The following is a 17,758-nucleotide window of genomic DNA, read 5'->3' as shown; positions in this document are numbered from 1 at the left end:
AAGACATTTGGATGAACATTTTTAGACTAATCGCCATCGGTTTAATCGCCGTTTCAACTATACCTGATGCAGCGCGATCCGAAACCTATTCAGAGTCGTTCGAGTGTGTTTTTAAAAAAGGTCTGGCAAACCGGCCTACGCCCGCGCGCGTCATATTCTCGGTTGACAAGTATGGGCGCTCGGCACTGTTGCACGAAGTTCAATTGCAGGGGATCGACACACCCAAAATCGCGGCTTCAATCAATAGAAACAGCTTTCGTTTGCTCTCCATCAGTTGGTCTGGTGAGGCGTATACGTTTTCGCGCACCGGTCGACGTACAAGGGCAGGTGATCCCCGGCGAATGGTTCTTGATTTGGGGCGTCTGGATTTTTCGATCTTCTTGAACCGTAAAACGATGCGGGCAATTGCTAGCTCAAAATCAAACGTACAAGCGTCCCATGATGGCAACGCCAATGGGACCTGCGTTGAAATTCAAACGCCAAAATAACGATATGTTGGAGCAAATTATGAAACTACAAGCAATTGCATTGGCAGTCGGACTTGCGATCGTCCCGACTGTTTCAGTTTCTCAGACCTTTAAAGAGACGTATGAATGCAACTTTAGCCGTGGCATTGCCAACAAGCCGACGCCAGAGTTCTTGATCTTTTCAGTGGATGAGTACGGGCGCTCGGCGTTCATCCATGAGGCGCGGACGCCGAATATCGATACGCAACCCGGGCCCGCCAGGGTAAAGCGCGATAGTATTCGAAACCTGTCAATCGCATGGGTCGGACAAGACTATGTCTACTCGGATTCAGGCAGAAGCTATGCGTCGAACGAGTCGCGAATTGATGCCATTGACCTGCTTAATCAGGAGTTTGCGGTCTTTGTGGACCGCCGAACGCTAAAAGCAACGGCGCGGTCATCCTCATACAGCGCATATCTGCCGAGAGACGGTTTCGCGCGAGGCAAATGTGCAAAAATCCCAACGCCGTCAAACTGATACTGACAAGGTGCTGAACATGAAAATAAGACTTCTTGCCATCGGTCTGTGTTTTTTCGCCTCGGCGGCACAAGCTGAGGTGGTAAACTATGACTGTGAACTTCACAGTATTGAAGCGCAGGGATGGATTCCCTCGCGCGTTTGGCTGAGTGTCGACGCCGAAAACAAGCGGGCCCGCGTTTATGATGGCGCGATCCGTGAAGACAACAGATTGAACGGCCAGAACGACGAGAAGCCCAAGGACGCGAAGTTCAAGGTGAATCGACGCGGTGAATATCAGTTGAGTTGGCGAATTTCCCTGGTGGCCAGTGCTGGCGGTCAATTGCGCGTGTCTTACACTGGGATGCTGAACCCGCAAACCAATGAGTTTGAGATGATCGCGCGGTTCCCGCAGGCCAATGTCAGCAATCGGCCCAGCGGTGTCGGGCGCTGCAAAGCGGTCAATACGCCCGCCCTCTACTGATCGGGCGGTTAATTTGGGAAGGGCATTCAGAATGTGCTTCCCAGCCCGCACGGATAGCGCGTTCTGACTGCGTCATGACGTGAGCAAATACGTCTGGAACCTAGCTAAGGCGTCTTCATCGGTCATCGGGTGACCGGACGGTGACGCCGGACCTTCACGCTGGCATGTATGGTAGAAGGACAAAAGTTCAGCCAGGTTGCCCATCTTCTCAGCCCTGTCTTCATCGCCAAGCAAAGGCGCGTGTGTTGACAACAGCAAAGCCGGGCGTTGCCGTTTGAGCCATGAGATCAGCGCGGGCAGGACAAAGAACTCAGCCCCTTCGATATCCATCTTGACCAACGAAACGCCGGACAGGTCATTGGCCGCCTCGAACTGTTCCCACGCAATCGTCAGGGCATCCGTTCCATGCGCGCCGTCATGCAGCAGGGAACTGGTCGAATCCCCCGGCTCTCCGCGGACCGAGGCCATACGGGCCACGCCGAACTGATCCGACAGGGCGACCCCGAAGGCTGAAACATTGTGGATGTCGTTCAGGTCCAGATTCCACGCCAAATGCCGGAACGCGGTCGGGTCGGGTTCGAAACACCACACATGTCGCGCTTTGCGGGCACCGTACAGCACGGTGGGGCCGATCCACGCCCCGATATCCAGATAGTCACGATCAGGCGACAGGTATTGGTCCAGAACCGCAAAGGTTTCGGGCTCCCAGTCGCCCGCAGAGGCTTTGCGCCAGAATTTCGAATGATAGGGGTCCAGGCGGAACGGCTCGCCGTTCAGGGTGCCCGCATAGTATCCGCGGGCGCGGTAGAACATCTTGCGCGCCTGTGTCAGCATCGCGGACCTCCGGGTTTTCTTGTCTCGGCTCTTGACCTGCGGCTGCTGCCAAAGCATTTAACCTTGGGAACCGCAACTTACATTTTAACAGGGGGCCGACATGGCTTTTGAACTTCCTGATCTTCCTTATGCACATGACGCGCTGGCAGCCAAGGGTATGTCCGCGGAAACACTGGAATATCACCACGACCTGCACCACAAGGCCTATGTCGACAATGGCAACAAGCTGATCGCCGGGACCGAGTGGGACGACAAGTCGCTGGAAGAGATCATCGTTGGCACCTACGACGCAAACGCCGTGGCGCAGAACGGTATCTTCAACAACATCAGCCAGCTGTGGAACCACAACCAGTTCTGGGAGATGATGGGCCCCGGCGGCAATGCCATGCCCGGTGAGCTGGAGAAGGCTCTGACCGAAAGCTTCGGCTCGGTTGACCAGTTCAAGTCGCAATTCAGCGCCGCAGGTGCCGGCCAGTTCGGCTCGGGCTGGGCGTGGCTGGTCAAGAACGCGGACGGCTCGCTGGCCGTGACCAAGACTGAAAACGGCGTGAATCCGCTGTGCTTTGGTCAGACCGCGCTGCTGGGATGTGATGTGTGGGAGCACAGCTACTACATCGATTTCCGCAACAAGCGCCCGGCTTACCTGTCGAACTTCCTCGACAATCTGGTAAACTGGGAAAACGTTGCATCGCGGATGTAAACCTTGACCCGACGAGGGTTCATAAAGGGCCTGCTGGCGGTGACGCTGGCAGGCCTTTTTGCTGCGTTTTACGGGTTTTTCATCGAACCGGCGCTGCGCTTGCGTGTGCGTCGGTGGCGGGTGAAGCGCTCGGATTGGCCGCAGGATCGCCCAGTCAAGGTCGCGGTCCTGACCGACCTTCATATGGCAGAGCCGACGACGCCGCTGTCTCGGCTAGAGAAGATCGTGGCGCGCACAAATGCGCTGGGTGCCGATCTGATCGTGGTTTTGGGCGATCTGACGGCCGGGCATAGCTATGTGACCAAGGATGTTCCGGTGCGAGAGACGGCCACGGTTTTGGGGGCATTGTCGGCTCCGCTAGGTGTTTACGCGATATTGGGCAACCACGATTGGTGGCAGGACAAAGCCGCGCAAGACCGGGGGCGCGGGCCGGTCGAAACCGCTGTCGAGCTAGAGCGCAACGGTATTCCGGTGTTGGAAAACAAGGCGGTAGCCTTGCCAAACGGTGTCTGGTTGGCGGGCCTTGGGGATCAGATCGCCATTCGCCATAGCCGAGGTGTTTATACCGGGGTGGATGATCTGCCCGGAACGCTAGAGCAGATCCCGCCGGACGCCCCGGCAATTCTGTTGGCACATGAGCCCGACATTTTTCCCAAGGTGCCAAGCCGTGTTGCATTGACGTTGTGCGGTCACACTCATGGAGGGCAGGTGCGGCTGTTCGGGTGGTCTCCGGTCGTGCCATCGCGGTTTGGCAATCGCTATGCGTATGGCCATGTGCACGAAGATGGGCGCGATCTGGTTGTGTCGGGTGGCATTGGCTGTTCCATGTTGCCGGTGCGCTTTGGCGTAACGCCCGAGATCACCGTGATCGAGCTGTCGGCCTGATCAGAAAAATCCCGCCGATGAACAAAGTTTCATCCTGAGACGGGATTGTACCCCACCTGCCAATGCTTACCCAAGGTGAGCGGAAGGAGAAGCCCGCCAACAACAAAACGGACGGCAACCGCCACACCTACGAGGCTGTGGGCAGACGCTATGACTGACGGATGAGGGATGCCACCTGACATCGCTACGGGAGAACACGATGGTCGCACTTGCACAAGGAACCTGGGTTATTATTGCAGACGGGGAAAAGGCGCTGTTCATGGAGAACATCACCGATGCCGAAGACCCCAATCTGGTTGTTGTTTCGGTCGAAGAACCAGATACGCTGCCTGCAAAGCCTTCAGATCGTGCAGGGCGTCGAAATGACGGTGGTCCCAATCAGAAATCGGCGATGGAGGAGGTGTCCTGGAAAACCCATGCCAAGTCCCTTTTCGTGCAGGATCTGGCAAACCTGCTGAACCGCAAGGGGTTGAAGGGCGCGTATAAACGTCTGGTTCTGGTCGCCAGCCCCCATGTGCTGGGGCTGTTGCGGCGGCGTTTGCACAGCGACGTGCTGGCCAAGGTCGTGGCCGAGGTCGATAAGACGCTGACCAACCATCCGCTGCACAAGGTCGAGCGGGTTTTGCGGCAACGCCTGAAGCCCGCGCCGCGGCTGGCGTAAGGGCGCCAAGGGCGGCAACAGCCGCCCACACTAAGCCAGTTTGTCGCGCAAAGCGTCCATGGCGGCCCCGGCGCTGTCGGCCCATGTGATGAAATCGGCCAGCGATGCGTCGGCAAAGCCCTGACCCATGACCTGATCCAGCAGCGTATGCAGGGCATCCCAATAGCCATCGACATTCACCACCACGATGGGCTTGTCATGCAGACCCAACTGCCGCCATGTCAGCGCCTCGAACAGCTCATCCAATGACCCGGGGCCACCGGGCAGAACAACGACTGCGTCGGCATTCATGATCATGACTTTCTTGCGCTCGTGCATCGTTTCGGTGATCACGAAATGGGTCAGGTCGGTTTTGCCAACCTCGCGCTGCACCAGATGTACCGGGATGACGCCAAAGGTCTCGCCGCCTGCGTCCTGTGCGGCGCGGGCGACTTCGCCCATCAGGCCAACATCTCCGGCACCGTAAACAAGCCGCCAGCCTTCCTTTGCCAGCAAGGTGCCAAACGTTCGGGCCGTATCGGAATAGGCCGGTTTTGCGCCATTGCGTGACCCGCAATACACACAGACAGATTTCTGGGACATCGAATGGGGGCTCCGGGGTTGTGTCAGGGGTTTTGACCCGTGATAGCGGGATTGATAAATTGGCTCAACTGTCCGCCGGAACGCATTAGGAATGAATGCCTTCGCGCTGCGGAGCGAAAGGAAAAGAATGGACGCCAAGTCGGGAAACGGAAGCTCGGGGAACTTCGTGTGGGGGGTGGTTGCCGGTATCATCGCAATTCTGGGGGCCGGCGGGCTGTATCTGTCCGGGGTCTTCACCTCGGCCCCGGCACCGGAAGACGTCCCTCAGGAACAAACGGCTGCGGTGCCGGCGGACGAGACCGAGCAACAGACTGAAGAAGCAGAGCCTGAGCAAGCAGCCGAAGCCCCCGCGCAGGATACCGCCGAGATTGCGTCGGATGAGGCCGAAGCCGCCACGGAAGAGCCCGCCGAACAGCCCGCGCCCGAGGTTGCCGATACCGCGACCGACGAGCCAACCCAAGCAGAGCCCGAGGCGGAAACCACCGAAGAGGTGGCCGAGGCCCCCGCAATCGCCGCTCCTGTCCTAGATCAGATTTTCGTTGAAAAAGACGGCAATGCGCTTCTGTCCGGCGAGGCCGCGCCCGGCAGCGAGATTCAGGTGCTGCTGGACGGAGAACCGCTTCACAGCTTCACCGTGGACAGCAGCGGGCAGTTTGCCGAGTTCGTGTCGATCCCGTTCAGCGATGATGCGCAAGGGCTGGTGCTGCAAACCTCAGACGGCCAGCAAACTGCGCAGTCGGATGACTACCTGATTGCGGCGCTGCCGAAACCGGTTGAAGGCGAACAGGTGGCCAGCGCCGATCCGGTGCCAGAGCCGGAGGAAGCGCCAGCGGCACCAACCGAAGCGGACAGCAGCGATGCCCCGGCGCAACCGGAACAGCCTGCTGAAGACACGCAGGTTGCCGAAGCCGCCCCGGTCGAGGATGAAGCCGACGATCAACAGATTGCCGTTCTACGCTCGGGCGAAGAGGGGGTTGAGTTGGTTCAGTCACCATCCGCATCTGCCAGCGAACCGCAACAGGTCGAGTTGGATACGATTGGCTATTCCGACACCGGTGAGGTCGAACTGACAGGCCGCGTCAGCGAAGGCTCTGCCGTTCGCCTTTACCTGAACAACCGTCTGGTTGCGGACCTGACACCTGCCGATGATGGCAATTGGCGGGGTGAGTTGGAGGGTATCGATCCGGGCGTCTACACCTTGCGGGTGGATGAGGTTGCCACCGATGGCACCGTCATCAGCCGGGTGGAAACGCCCTTCAAACGCGAGCCGGTGGAAGTTCTGCAAGCAGCCGAGGCGACGGCTTCGGAAGAGGTTGCGGAACAGGCGGCCCCGATCCGCTCGGTCACTGTGCAAAAGGGCGACACGCTATGGGCCATTTCGCGCGAGCGTTTTGGTGATGGCATTCTGTATGTCCGGTTGTTTGATGCCAACCGCGACCTGATCCGGGACCCGGACCTGATCTATCCGGGGCAGGTCTTCACGATCCCTGAATAAAGAAACCTCTGGCCCTTTTGGGGCCAGAGTATATCTCTGACCGCAGACAAGGTACGTGATGAGACGGACGGTCCCAATGACATCTGAGGAATTGGCCGAAATCGACGAGCGAAAGTCGGGCTGGCGCACGATCCGCAAGGTCACGCCTTACCTGTGGCCGGATGATGAGCCCTGGGTGAAGCGCCGGGTCGTCATTGCGATGTCGATGCTGGTGCTGGCCAAGCTGATCGCGGTCTATACACCGATCCTGTATAAAGGGGCCGTTGATGCGTTGGCGGGGGAAGGGGTTCCGCCCGTTGCGCTGGGCGCGGTCGGGTTGACCGTCGCTTATGGCGTTGCGCGCATGATGACAGTTGGGTTTCAGCAATTGCGCGATGCGTCCTTTGCCCCGGTGGGTCAACGCGCCCTGCGTGCCCTTGCGCTTGAGACCTTCGGGCATATCCACCAGTTATCGATGCGCTACCACGTCACCCGCCGCACCGGCGGCCTGAGCCGCATCATCGAGCGTGGGGTCAAAGGCGTCGATTTTCTTCTGCGGTTCCTGCTGTTCTCGATCGGGCCCCTGATCCTGGAACTGCTCTTGATCGCCGTCATCCTGATGTGGCTGTTCGACATTTGGTATCTGGTGGTCGTGGCGGTCACCATCGCGCTTTATATCTGCTTTACTTTCGTCGTCACCGAATGGCGCGTAAAGCTGCGGCGCGAGATGAATGATCAGGACACCGAAGCCAACCAACGCGCCATCGACAGCCTTCTGAACTTTGAAACCGTCAAATATTTCAACGCGGAAACGCGCGAGACCGAACGCTACGACGTATCGATGAAGGCCTATGCCGGGGCTGCGTTGAAAACGGCCTATTCGCTGGCCTTCCTGAATTTCGGACAGTCCTTCCTGATCACCTGTGGTCTGATCGGGGTCATGGTTCTGGCGGCCGTCGGGGTGCAGAACGGGTCGCTGACCGTAGGCGATTTCGTGATGGTGAACGCCTACATGATCCAGATTACCGTGCCGCTGAACTTTTTGGGCACTGTCTATCGTGAAATCCGGCAGGCTCTGGTCGATATGGGTCAGATGTTCGACCTGTTGGAACAACCCGCCGAGGTCAAAGACAAGCCCGATGCGCCCAAGCTGAACGTCAATGGCGGTGAGGTGACGTTGCAGGATGTGCGCTTTGGCTATGACCCGGACCGTGAAATCCTGAAAGGCGTGTCTCTGACCGTTCCGGCAGGGAAGACGGTGGCCATCGTTGGGGCGACCGGGTCCGGCAAATCCACCATCGGACGCCTGCTGTTCCGTTTCTATGACGTCACCGGAGGGGCACTGAAAATCGACGGGCAGGATGTGCGGGACGTGACCCAAGCCAGCTTGCATGGCTCTATCGGCGTTGTGCCGCAGGACACGGTTCTGTTCAACGACACCATCCGCTACAACATCGCCTATGGCCGGGATGGCGCGACGCAGGAAGATGTCGAAGCGGTCGCGCGGGCGGCACAGATTCACGACTTCATTGCCTCCTTGCCCGAAGGCTATGACACCAAAGTGGGCGAGCGGGGGCTGAAACTGTCCGGCGGAGAAAAGCAGCGGGTTGGGATCGCCCGCACGCTGCTGAAGAACCCGCCGATCCTATTGCTGGATGAGGCGACCTCGGCCCTTGATACGGATACCGAGCAGGACATCAAGGATGCGCTGGCCCGCGCGGGTGAAGGGCGCACTGTGATCACCATCGCCCATCGGTTGAGCACGATTGCCGAGGCCGACCGCATCGTCGTGCTCGAGGCCGGTGAGATCATCGAGCAGGGCACCCATGACGAATTGCTGGCCCGCGAAGGGCGATATGCGCAACTGTGGAACCGACAGCAATCCGACAGTCAGGCCGCCTGAGGCTTTCGCTAAAAAAACGGTTGAGCTTTGAATTGACCTTTCTCCCCTGCGATGAAATGCAGGACCGACGCAGCAAAATGCTGCGGCGAGGTTCAACAAAGGAAATATCTATGAATAAGTTTACGGCGGCGCTGACCGCTGCGCTTTTGGTGTCGAGCACAGCGGCCAAAGCCGAAGATCTTAACTTCCTGCTGGTTAACGAGACCAGCTCGGATCTGGTTGAATTCAACGTTTCAACAAGCTCGTCCGATGAATGGGAAGAAGACCTGTTAGTCGACGGGTATCTGGCATCGGGTTACGAGGTCGAGGTTCTGATCGCCGACGGCCTGAGCACCTGCGTTTATGACATTCGCGGCGTCTTCGATGACGGCGGTACCTACGAAGATTTCGGCCTGGATTTGTGTGATCTGGGTGAATACACGTTCACCGAATAATCGGGACCACGGACCGGACTATTGAAAAGGGCGAACCATTGCGGTTCGCCCTTTTGCTTTATTCTGCGGCTTTCAGCGGTGCGCCGGGCGGGGTGTCGGGGCGATCCTCGGGTTCGACCCGATTGGGCAGAGGCTGATCGTCCCACACAATCTCGGTCGATTGCATGGCGCGCGCGGTCCGGCCAATTGCCATGTCCTGCGCGATCCTGCTGGAACGGCCTGCGGACACCCGTGCCAGAAGCTTGCCCAGCCAAACCGCATAGGTCGTCACCCAGACGCGCAGAGCCAGGAAGGAAGGCGTCACGATCAGGGTCAGCACGGTCGCGATGCCCAGACCAAAGACCACGGCGGTCGCCAGTTGCTTCCACCACAGCGCGGTGGGGCTGTCGATCGTGTAGCCCCCGTTTACGAAATCCAGCGACAGGCCAAACATCATCGGTGTCAGACCGGCCATTGTGGTCAGCGTGGTCAGCAGAACCGGACGGATACGCGCCTCGGCCGTGCGCACGATGGCATCGATCCGGGGCATATAGCGGCTGTATTCCTGATAGGTGTCGATCAGAACGATGTTGTTGTTCACCACGATGCCTGCCAGCGCCACGATCCCGGTGCCGGTCATGATGATCGAGAAGGGCTGCTCCATCACCAGCATCCCGATCAGGACGCCAGTCGTGGACAACACCACCGCCAGCAGCACCAGAACCGAGTTGTAGAAGCTGTTGAACTGCGCCAGCAGGATCACGAACATCAGTCCCAAAGCGGCCAGAAACGCGCTGGACAGGAAGGCCTGGCTTTCGGCCTGTTCTTCCTGATCGCCGGTCCATTCCCAGCTGATTGCGGGATCGAACGGGTCGGTTTGCAGCCACTCGGTCAGAACGGCGATACGTTCGTTTGGGTTGATCAGGCTGATGCGGGCGTCACCTGCGTCGATCACGCCGCGCAGCTCTTCAACGCTGCCTGCACCGGTCAGTTGAACAAGGTCGAACTGCTTGCCGTCCGGCGTTGTCAGGGTCGAGGGTGAAGGCGCGGCACCATCCTCAAGCGCGCGCAGAACGGCCAGACGTTTGTCTGTGCCGTCGGGTCCATCCGTCACCACCTTGCTCAGACCGGGTTCGACATCGGCCTTGACGTCATAGTAACGCTCCTGATCGATGCGGTTGATCTCGGCCAGTTTGGCCACGGGTTGACGCGACACGAAGTTGGACAGCGGCACCAACCCGTCAGGCGTGCGGACTTTCAAGGTGTCCAGCGTCGACAAAACGCGGTCTTCCTCGGGCAGGCGGACGCGGATCTCGATCTCTTCATCCGTGGAGTCGGGGCGCATCTCACCCAGCAGGATACCGCGCGTGACCAGTTGCACCATAGCCCCAACAGTGGCCACGTCGGCCCCGAACCGACCCGCCTTGGCGACATCCACGTCGATCTGCCAGTCGATGCCGGGCAGGGGCAGGGTGTCTTCGATCTTGATCAGGCCGGGCATGGTATCGAACGCCTCACGCGCCGCCAGAGTGGCGCTTGTCAGACTGTCCCAACCATCACCCTTGATCCGCAGATGTACTGGCTTGGCCGAGGCCGGTCCCTGTTCCAACGGCAGAATCTCGACCACGAAGCCGGGCAGTTCGGCCAGTTGGGTATTCAGCTCGTCCAGCACATAGTCGCCGTCATATTCAGGGGCGACAAAGTGGCGATCAAACAGCCCGCCCAGAATGGGTTCCGAGATGTTCGGGCGGTCTTCCCATGGGATGATCTCGAACTGCACGCGCCCGACGGTATCCGCAGGATCCTGTGCGCCGCCGTTGTTCTGGTCCAACCCGCCTTCACCGGCGAAGGAAAAGACGTTGATAACGGCAGGATGGGCCGCGATTACCTGTTCGGCGGCCAGAACCATGGCGTCTTTTTCCGCCAGCGACAGGTTGCCCCGCGCCCGAACGAAGGCGGTGGCCTGTTCGGGCTCGCTTTCGACGAAGAATTCGACGCCGCGGTTGTTTTCGCCAAAGATCGTCATCACGGTCATCACCGCAAACCCGACGGCGGCGATGGACACAATCGGCATGATCGGGTTGCCGACGAGGAACTTGATGAAATAGCCGAATGGCGTGTGCTCTTTCGCGGTATGAACCTTGGTGTCCGGCTTGCGTTCGATCTTGGCCGCACCCAGCGTGACCGATCCGGCGAAGGCACCAAAGATCATCATTACAGCGCCGATGAAGGAACCACCACCGGGCACAAGGTAGTTCGGGTTCAACACCTGCATCGCGCCCAGGAACACCAGATAGAACGAAGGCGCCACCAGCACCGCACGCAGCCACCACGGCGTGCGGGCCCGCAGCCAATTCGAGCAGCGGTCAAAGACACGGCTCAGGCGGCCGGACACACCGCCCATGACCGGCAGGTAAATCAGCGCAACGATCAGCGAGGCGGACAGAACGAAGATCAGGGTGACGGGCAGCATCCCCATGAACTCACCTGGTACGCCTGGCCAGAACAGCATCGGCAGGAAGGCACACAGCGTTGTCGCCGTGGACGAGACGATGGGCCAGAACATCCTCTGCGCTGCCTCGACATAGGCGTGCATCGGGCCGACGCCTTCCTTGATGCGCTTGTCGGCATATTCGACCACCACAATCGCACCATCCACCAGCATACCAACCGCCAGGATCAGACCAAACATCACGATGTTCGAAATACTGACGCCCATAACCGCCAGGAACGCGAAACACAGAAGGAACGAGGTGGGAATGGCGAAACCCACCAGCAACGCGGCGCGCGACCCCAGCGAGGCCAGCACAACGATCATCACCAGCGCAATCGCTGTCAGGACCGAGCCTTCCAACTGGCTGACCATCGATCCCACGATGCGGCTTTGGTCGTTCGACGTGCCGACATCCACTGCGGCTTGCAGTTCTGGCGGCCATTTGCTTTGCGCCTCGGCAACGGTGGCTTTGACCTGTTCGACCGTGTCGATCAGGTTGAACCCTTTCCGCTTGACCACTTGCAGCGCAACAGTAGGCACGTTGTCGAACCGCGCCGTGCCTTCGCGGTCTTCGAAGGTGTAATTGATCTCGGCCAGTTCACCCAGCGTGATCACCCGGTCGCCGTTGACCTTGACCGGCAGCCCATAAACATCCTGCGCGGTTTTGAAGGATGAGGGGATCTTGACCGAGAATGTGCCTTGCGCCGTTTCAACCTCACCCGCCGCGATCAGCTGGTTGTTGTTTTGCACGACATTGATCAGTTCGGCCGCGGTGACGTTGTAGGCTTCAAGCCGCAGGGGGTCGATGACGACCTCAAGCAATTCGTCGCGATTGCCCGCAATACCGGCCTCCAGCACCGAATCCAGTGCCTCAAGCTCATCCTGCAAGTCCTTGGCTACGCGGGCCATTGTGCGTTCGGGCACGGCCCCGGTCAGGTTGACGATGACGATGGGGAATTCGGAAAAGTTGATCTCGTGCAGCGAATACTGCTCGGCCCCTTCGGGGAACTCGGCCTGCGCGCTGTTCATGGCATCACGCACGTCGGCCATGATCGCTGTCTTGTCCCAACCAAAGTCGAATTCCAACGCGACGCCGGCATAGCTTTCGGCGGCGGTTGCCGTCATTTCTTTCAGACCGTCAAGGTCCGCAAGCTCGGTCTCCATCGGTTTGACAAGCAGGTTTTCGGAATCCTCAGCCGAGATGCCCGGAAACTGGACCGACACAAACAACGCCGGGATTTCGATATCCGGCTCGCCTTCTTTTGGCAGGCTGACATAGGCAAACCCGCCGATGACCAGCGAGATGGCAATAAAGGCCAGAACCATTCGGGCCCGATCAGCGGCCCAAGCAACAATACCTGTCATTGTGACGCTTCCTGATAGGTCGGGGCGACGGTGACGCCCCGGGTCACGAATTCTTGTCCGACAACGATTATATCAGTTTTTTCCGGCAATCCGCCAATCCAGACGCCATCGGCGGTATCCCGCAATACGCGGACCGGCATGAAATCGACCACATCGCCCGCGCCAATGGTGCGCACGCCCAACTGGCCTTCATTGTTCAGCGTCAACGCCGATTGCGGCAGCAGATGCGCCTTGGCCCCTTCGGCTGCAATGCGGATCGTTGCGGTCTGCCCGTCGCGGATGGTCAGATCGGGGTTCGGTACGGTGATCTCAACCTCGAAGGTACGGGTGGTCTCATCCGCCGACCGGCTTAGGAATGTCACGCGCCCTTCAACCTGTCGCCCGGTAACCAGTTGCGCCGAGGCTTCTGCACCGACCTGCACGCGGTTGACCTCGGTCTCCGGCACAAAGCCGACCAGCTTGATGGGGTCCAGTTGGATGACCGTGGCGCATAGCGAACCGGGCTGCATCAGGCTGCCAAGCTCTGCAGTGTCGCTTTCCAGCAAGCCCTGAAACGGGGCCTCGATGGTCAGGCGGTTGATCTCACGCCGTGCGGCTTCGACCTCGGCTGTGGCAGCTTCGATCCCTGCGCGGGTGGCTTCCAGCCCGGCTTCGGCGGATTTGATGCCGGCTTCGGCGGTGCTCATCGCGGCTTCGCTGGAAATGCGCCGGGTCTCGGACCCGAACCCGGTTTCCGACAGTTTCTGGGCGGCTGTAAGATTGATCTGCGCCTCGGCCACAAGCGCGTGCGCTTCTTCCAGCCGCGCTTCGGCCTCGGGAATGCGGCTTTCGGCTTCCAGTTTTCCAGCCATGGCTTCCGCCAGGCTGGCGGGGCGCGTGCCCGGATCAAGTTCGCACAGCAGATCGCCGGTCTCTACAAACGTACCCCGGCGTTTGGGTTCCGAGACAACGGTCGAGGTTGTTTCGGCCAGAACCTCAACCTGCCGGTTGGCTTTGGTTTGTCCACGCAGCAGCACGGCGCTGTCGATTTCGCGCGCCTCCGAACGCACCGCGACGACGCGAATAATTGCTTCATCCGCGGCTGCAACCTGGGTTGCTTCGCCCTCGGTTGTGGAAGAGTCCTCGGCGTCACCCCGTCCGGCAAACGCAAACAGCGCGTCACGCTCGAACACAAGAAAATACAGTGCAACAATGACCAAAAGGGCGTTGATGAACGAAATCAACCGCATAAGGTACTTCTCCCAGAATTTCACGTCAGGCGGACCTGACATACATGTCTGAAAATGGGGGCGGACATGTATATTTTCTACGCTAAACTGAATAGTTCGGTTCACTTTTTTGCGCAAGAGCGGACTGCCGCTACGGTATTGTGCACAATCCGGGCCTTGGCTTGGCCGTGGTGCCGGGGTATGACATGGCGCACGAAAGCAGAAGACACAGCCCGGGGGCAGGGATGAGCGACACCGACAGTTTCATTGATGAGGTCACAGAAGAGGTACGCCGTGACCGCATGTATCTGCTGTTGCGCCGATGGGGCTGGGTCGGTGTTGTTGCCGTCATACTGGTCGTCGGCGGGGCCGCTTTCAACGAGGTTCGCAAGTCCCGCGATACGGCTCAGGCGCAAAAGCTGGGCGACGAAATCCTTGCGGCGCTTGAGGAGAACGATTCTGCTGCGCGGGCGACCGAATTGCAGGCGGTTCAGCCACAATCGCCGGGCGGTGATGCTGTTCTGAGCATGCTGTTGTCCGCCGCGCAGGTGGATGCCGGATCCGAACAGGACGCCGTTGCCAGCCTGAACGCAATTGCCGTGCAGGGCGATTTGCCGGAAATTTACCGGGCGATTGCAAGTTTCAAGGCACTGTTGCTGCAAGCGGATACGTTGCCTGCCGCAGATCGCCGCCTGCAGTTCGAGGCTCTGGCCGCGCCGGGCGCACCGCTGCGCCTGCTGGCCGAAGAGCAACTGGCCCTGATCGATATTTCCGAGGGTGAGGTTGACGCGGCGCTGACCCGTTTGCAGGCATTGCGGCAGGATGCCGAGGTGGGCGTAGATTTGCAGCAACGCGCTGCGCAGTTGATTGTCGCCCTGGGGGGCGAGCCGGACCCGTTGGTGGCACAACAGGGCTAAGCTGGCGGTATAATAAAGGACAGGCGAGTTCGGATTGACATGGTAACACGACTATTTTCCCGTATGGGATTGCCGGCTGCGGCAATTGCCCTTACTGCCCTGGCCGCCTGTGAAGAGCCCGAGTCCATTCTGCCCGGCGCTCGCGAAGACATCCGGCCTGCCTCGGACACCGAGGTTGTGGAAACGCGCGGGTCTCAGCCGATCAGCCTGCCAGCGCAAACGGCCAACTCCAGTTGGTCGCAGAGTGCCGGAACCCCGGCTTTCCGCACCACCAACGCGGCCCTGCGTGGTACGCCGCAGCGGATCTGGTCGGCCCCGATCGGCAAGGGCGACTCGCGCAAACAGCGCATCACCGCCGAACCTGTCGTGGCCGGAGGGTTGATTTACACTCTGGACGCGGTCGCGACCGTGACAGCGGTTTCGCCGCAAGGGCAGGTTGTGTGGGAGACCAACCTGATCCCCAGAAATGACGGTGATGTGGACGCGACCGGCGGCGGCATGGCCTATGCCGACGGTGTTCTGTACGTCTCCTCTGGCTTTGGCCGCCTGACCGCGATGGATGCACGAACCGGAACGATCCGGTGGCAGAAACGCCTGAACGCCACAGGCAGCGGATCGCCCCTGGTTGCGAACGGGCTGCTGTATCTGGTCGCAGGGGACGAAACCGGCTGGACCATCGACACCAAAGACGGCCGGATTGCCTGGCAGATCGAAGGCACGCCGAGCGTCGGCAACGTTCTGGGCGCTCCGGCCCCGGTTCTGGCCTCGGACCTTGCTGTTTTTGCCTTTGGTTCCGGTGATATTGCCGCCACCTTCCGGCGGGGCGGTATCCGCCGCTGGAACGCGTCGGTTGCCGGCGGGCGCCGGGGACGGGCCGCAGCGCAGATCATCGACGTGACCGGTGGGCCGATGGTGGCGGGCGACACGATCTATATCGGCAACCATTCCGGGCGCACCGTCGCATTCGACGCGGGTTCGGGCGAACGTCGCTGGACCGCCGATGAAGGCGCGGTGGATACGGTCTGGCCTGCGGGCAACAGCATCTTCCTGATCAGCGACCGCAGCCAGTTGGTGCGCCTGAACGCTGCTGATGGTTCGATCATCTGGGCACAGGACCTACCGGGTTTTGTCAAAGACCGTCCCGGACGGCGCGGACCGATTGTGGCCCACTACGGCCCGATTCTGGCGGGTGGACGTCTTGTCGTGTCCTCAAACGATGGCTATGTGCGCTTCTTCAATCCGGTCGACGGATCGCAGATTTACCAGGTCGAGGTTCCGGGCGGGGCCACCACCTCACCAGTTGTGGCGGGGCAGACGCTGTATGTCGTTTCGACCAAGGGCGATCTACACGCTTTCCGTTGACGTTCAGATGCGCTAAAGGGCGCTTCTTGAGTCTTGAAAGTTGAGAACATGTCGCTGACCCTCGCCATCGTGGGGCGCCCGAATGTGGGCAAATCCACCCTGTTCAACCGCCTTGTGGGCAAACGTCTGGCCTTGGTCGACGACCAGCCCGGCGTGACGCGCGACCTGCGCGAGGGCGAAGGGCGGCTGGGCGATCTGCGTTTTACCGTGATCGACACGGCGGGGCTTGAGGATGCAACCGATGACAGCCTGCAGGGCCGGATGCGCCGCCTGACCGAGCGTGCGGTGGACATGGCCGATGTCTGCCTGTTCATGATCGACGCGCGGACCGGTCTGACCCCAACGGATGAGATGTTTGCCGAGATTCTGCGCAAACGCTCGAAACACGTGATTCTGGCAGCCAACAAGGCCGAAGGGTCCGCAGCGGATGCCGGTGTTTTGGAGGCCTATAACCTGGGCCTCGGCGAACCCGTACGCCTGTCGGGTGAGCATGGCGAAGGGATGACGGACCTTTATGCCCAACTTATGCCGCTGGCGGATGAGGCTGAGGACAAGGCCGAGGACGATACCCCCGAAACCGATATCGAGCTGGATGAGGATGGCGAAGGTGAAACGCCTCTGATCACCGCCGCCAAGCCGCTGCAGGTTGCGGTGGTTGGACGTCCGAATGCCGGTAAATCCACGCTGATCAACAAGATCATCGGCGAAGACCGCCTGCTGACCGGCCCCGAGGCCGGGATTACCCGCGATGCCATCAGCCTGCGCATCGACTGGGCCGACCCTGATGGGGACAGCACCCCGATGCGGATCTTCGACACCGCGGGCATGCGCAAAAAGGCCAAGGTGCAAGAGAAGCTGGAAAAGCTCTCGGTCTCTGACGGGCTGCGCGCCGTGAAATTTGCCGAGGTTGTCGTGGTTCTATTGGATGCTGCGATTCCGTTCGAACAACAGGACCTGCGCATTGCCGATCTGGCCGAACGCGAAGGCCGTGCCGTGGTTGTCGCTGTCAACAAATGGGACATCGAAGACGACAAGCAGGAAAAACTGCGCGAGCTGAAAGAGTCCTTCGAACGCCTGCTGCCACAACTGCGCGGCGCGCCTTTGATCACCGTCTCTGCTAAAACGGGCCGGGGGCTCGAGCGTCTGCGCGCCGCAATCCTGCGCGCCCACGACATCTGGAACCGGCGCGTGCCGACCGCTGCGCTGAACCGCTGGCTGACCGCAATGCTGGAACAGCACCCACCGCCAGCCCCGCAGGGCCGCCGGATCAAGCTGCGCTACATGACTCAGGCCAAGACCCGCCCGCCGGGTTTCGTGGTCATGTGCTCGCATCCCGACAAGATGCCCGCCAGCTACACCCGCTATCTGGTCAATGGTCTGCGCGAAGATTTTGACATGCCCGGCACACCGATCCGCCTGACCCTGAGGGGGCAGGGCGACAAGAACCCCTACAAGGGGCGACGCAAGAAAAATGCGGGTGCTTTGGCCAAACATCTCAAGGGTAAGGCGTAAC

The 17,758-nt window shown here is 60.0% G+C and carries 16 protein-coding genes; 12 read left to right on the top strand and 4 right to left on the bottom strand.

Going from position 1 to position 17,758, the window contains the following annotated elements; genetic code table 11:
• Positions 1-11 precede the first annotated feature (11 nt).
• From ACR0KJ_RS06175 to ACR0KJ_RS06165, 3 genes are read left to right on the top strand one after another with little or no spacing between them, the layout of a single operon-like run.
• Positions 12-488, top strand: coding sequence for a hypothetical protein (locus tag ACR0KJ_RS06175; RefSeq protein ID WP_480626186.1), 477 nt, complete (start codon positions 12-14; stop codon positions 486-488).
• 19 nt (positions 489-507) lie between these two features.
• Positions 508-984 carry a hypothetical protein gene (locus tag ACR0KJ_RS06170; protein WP_170449755.1) on the top strand — a complete coding sequence of 159 codons (477 nt, stop codon included), beginning with the start codon at positions 508-510 and terminating at the stop codon, positions 982-984.
• Positions 956-1,447 carry a hypothetical protein gene (locus tag ACR0KJ_RS06165; RefSeq protein WP_170449757.1) on the top strand — a complete coding sequence of 164 codons (492 nt, stop codon included), beginning with the start codon at positions 956-958 and terminating at the stop codon, positions 1,445-1,447. Before ACR0KJ_RS06170 ends, ACR0KJ_RS06165 begins: the two co-directional genes overlap by 29 nt.
• A gap of 72 nt (positions 1,448-1,519) precedes the next feature.
• Here ACR0KJ_RS06165 and ACR0KJ_RS06160 read toward each other — a convergent pair whose 3' ends face one another.
• Positions 1,520-2,281 carry an FkbM family methyltransferase gene (locus tag ACR0KJ_RS06160; protein ID WP_170449759.1) on the bottom strand — a complete coding sequence of 254 codons (762 nt, stop codon included), beginning with the start codon at positions 2,279-2,281 and terminating at the stop codon, positions 1,520-1,522.
• A gap of 100 nt (positions 2,282-2,381) precedes the next feature.
• Between ACR0KJ_RS06160 and ACR0KJ_RS06155 the strand changes: the two genes are divergently transcribed.
• The 3 genes from ACR0KJ_RS06155 to ACR0KJ_RS06145 all read left to right on the top strand — a co-directional run bounded on the left by ACR0KJ_RS06155 (position 2,382) and on the right by ACR0KJ_RS06145 (position 4,527).
• Entirely contained in the window at positions 2,382-2,981 is a 600-nt protein-coding gene (locus ACR0KJ_RS06155; RefSeq protein ID WP_480626185.1) for a superoxide dismutase, read from the top strand.
• A 3-nt stretch (positions 2,982-2,984) separates the two neighbouring features.
• On the top strand, positions 2,985-3,866 hold the full coding sequence (locus tag ACR0KJ_RS06150; protein ID WP_480626184.1) for a metallophosphoesterase: 882 nt from the start codon (positions 2,985-2,987) through the stop codon (positions 3,864-3,866).
• 199 nt (positions 3,867-4,065) lie between these two features.
• Positions 4,066-4,527: a host attachment family protein gene (locus tag ACR0KJ_RS06145; RefSeq protein ID WP_480626183.1), complete on the top strand. Its 462-nt coding sequence runs from the start codon at positions 4,066-4,068 to the stop codon at positions 4,525-4,527.
• 30 nt (positions 4,528-4,557) lie between these two features.
• On the opposite strand, the gene ACR0KJ_RS06140 is transcribed toward ACR0KJ_RS06145, so the two are convergent.
• Complete coding sequence (locus ACR0KJ_RS06140; RefSeq protein WP_480626182.1) at positions 4,558-5,109, bottom strand: LOG family protein; 552 nt, start codon at positions 5,107-5,109, stop codon at positions 4,558-4,560.
• A 127-nt stretch (positions 5,110-5,236) separates the two neighbouring features.
• On the opposite strand from ACR0KJ_RS06140, the gene ACR0KJ_RS06135 reads away from it, so the two are divergent.
• The 3 genes from ACR0KJ_RS06135 to ACR0KJ_RS06125 all read left to right on the top strand — a co-directional run bounded on the left by ACR0KJ_RS06135 (position 5,237) and on the right by ACR0KJ_RS06125 (position 8,920).
• Positions 5,237-6,604, top strand: coding sequence for a LysM peptidoglycan-binding domain-containing protein (locus ACR0KJ_RS06135; protein WP_480626181.1), 1,368 nt, complete (start codon positions 5,237-5,239; stop codon positions 6,602-6,604).
• A gap of 76 nt (positions 6,605-6,680) precedes the next feature.
• The gene (locus tag ACR0KJ_RS06130) at positions 6,681-8,486 is read left to right on the top strand and encodes an ABCB family ABC transporter ATP-binding protein/permease (protein ID WP_170449772.1); all 1,806 of its coding nucleotides are present in this window, start codon (positions 6,681-6,683) and stop codon (positions 8,484-8,486) included.
• 110 nt (positions 8,487-8,596) lie between these two features.
• Positions 8,597-8,920 (top strand): hypothetical protein, encoded by a 324-nt coding sequence (locus ACR0KJ_RS06125; RefSeq protein ID WP_170519523.1) that lies wholly within the window; start codon positions 8,597-8,599, stop codon positions 8,918-8,920.
• 58 nt (positions 8,921-8,978) lie between these two features.
• On the opposite strand, the gene ACR0KJ_RS06120 is transcribed toward ACR0KJ_RS06125, so the two are convergent.
• Entirely contained in the window at positions 8,979-12,758 is a 3,780-nt protein-coding gene (locus ACR0KJ_RS06120) for an efflux RND transporter permease subunit (protein WP_480626180.1), read from the bottom strand.
• Positions 12,755-13,987 (bottom strand): efflux RND transporter periplasmic adaptor subunit, encoded by a 1,233-nt coding sequence (locus ACR0KJ_RS06115; RefSeq protein ID WP_480626179.1) that lies wholly within the window; start codon positions 13,985-13,987, stop codon positions 12,755-12,757. Before ACR0KJ_RS06115 ends, ACR0KJ_RS06120 begins: the two co-directional genes overlap by 4 nt.
• Before the next feature lie 224 nt (positions 13,988-14,211).
• Here ACR0KJ_RS06115 and ACR0KJ_RS06110 point away from each other — a divergent pair, with 224 nt between their 5' ends.
• Genes ACR0KJ_RS06110 through der form a run of 3 tightly spaced genes read left to right on the top strand, consistent with a single transcriptional unit; the run spans position 14,212 to position 17,757 of the window.
• A complete protein-coding gene (locus ACR0KJ_RS06110) occupies positions 14,212-14,883 on the top strand; it encodes a hypothetical protein (RefSeq protein ID WP_170449779.1) in 672 nt (223 codons plus the stop codon).
• 39 nt (positions 14,884-14,922) lie between these two features.
• Positions 14,923-16,245, top strand: a complete 1,323-nt coding sequence (locus ACR0KJ_RS06105; protein WP_480626178.1) for a PQQ-binding-like beta-propeller repeat protein — start codon at positions 14,923-14,925, stop codon at positions 16,243-16,245.
• Positions 16,246-16,293: 48 nt separating this feature from the next.
• Positions 16,294-17,757 (top strand): ribosome biogenesis GTPase Der, encoded by a 1,464-nt coding sequence (der, locus tag ACR0KJ_RS06100; protein ID WP_170628547.1) that lies wholly within the window; start codon positions 16,294-16,296, stop codon positions 17,755-17,757.
• The last annotated feature ends 1 nt before the right edge of the window (position 17,758 follow it).

This window comes from Ruegeria sp. AD6 (assembly GCF_056542325.1).
Note: the sequence above shows the minus strand (reverse complement) of the source record. Positions and strands in the feature narration are given on the sequence as shown.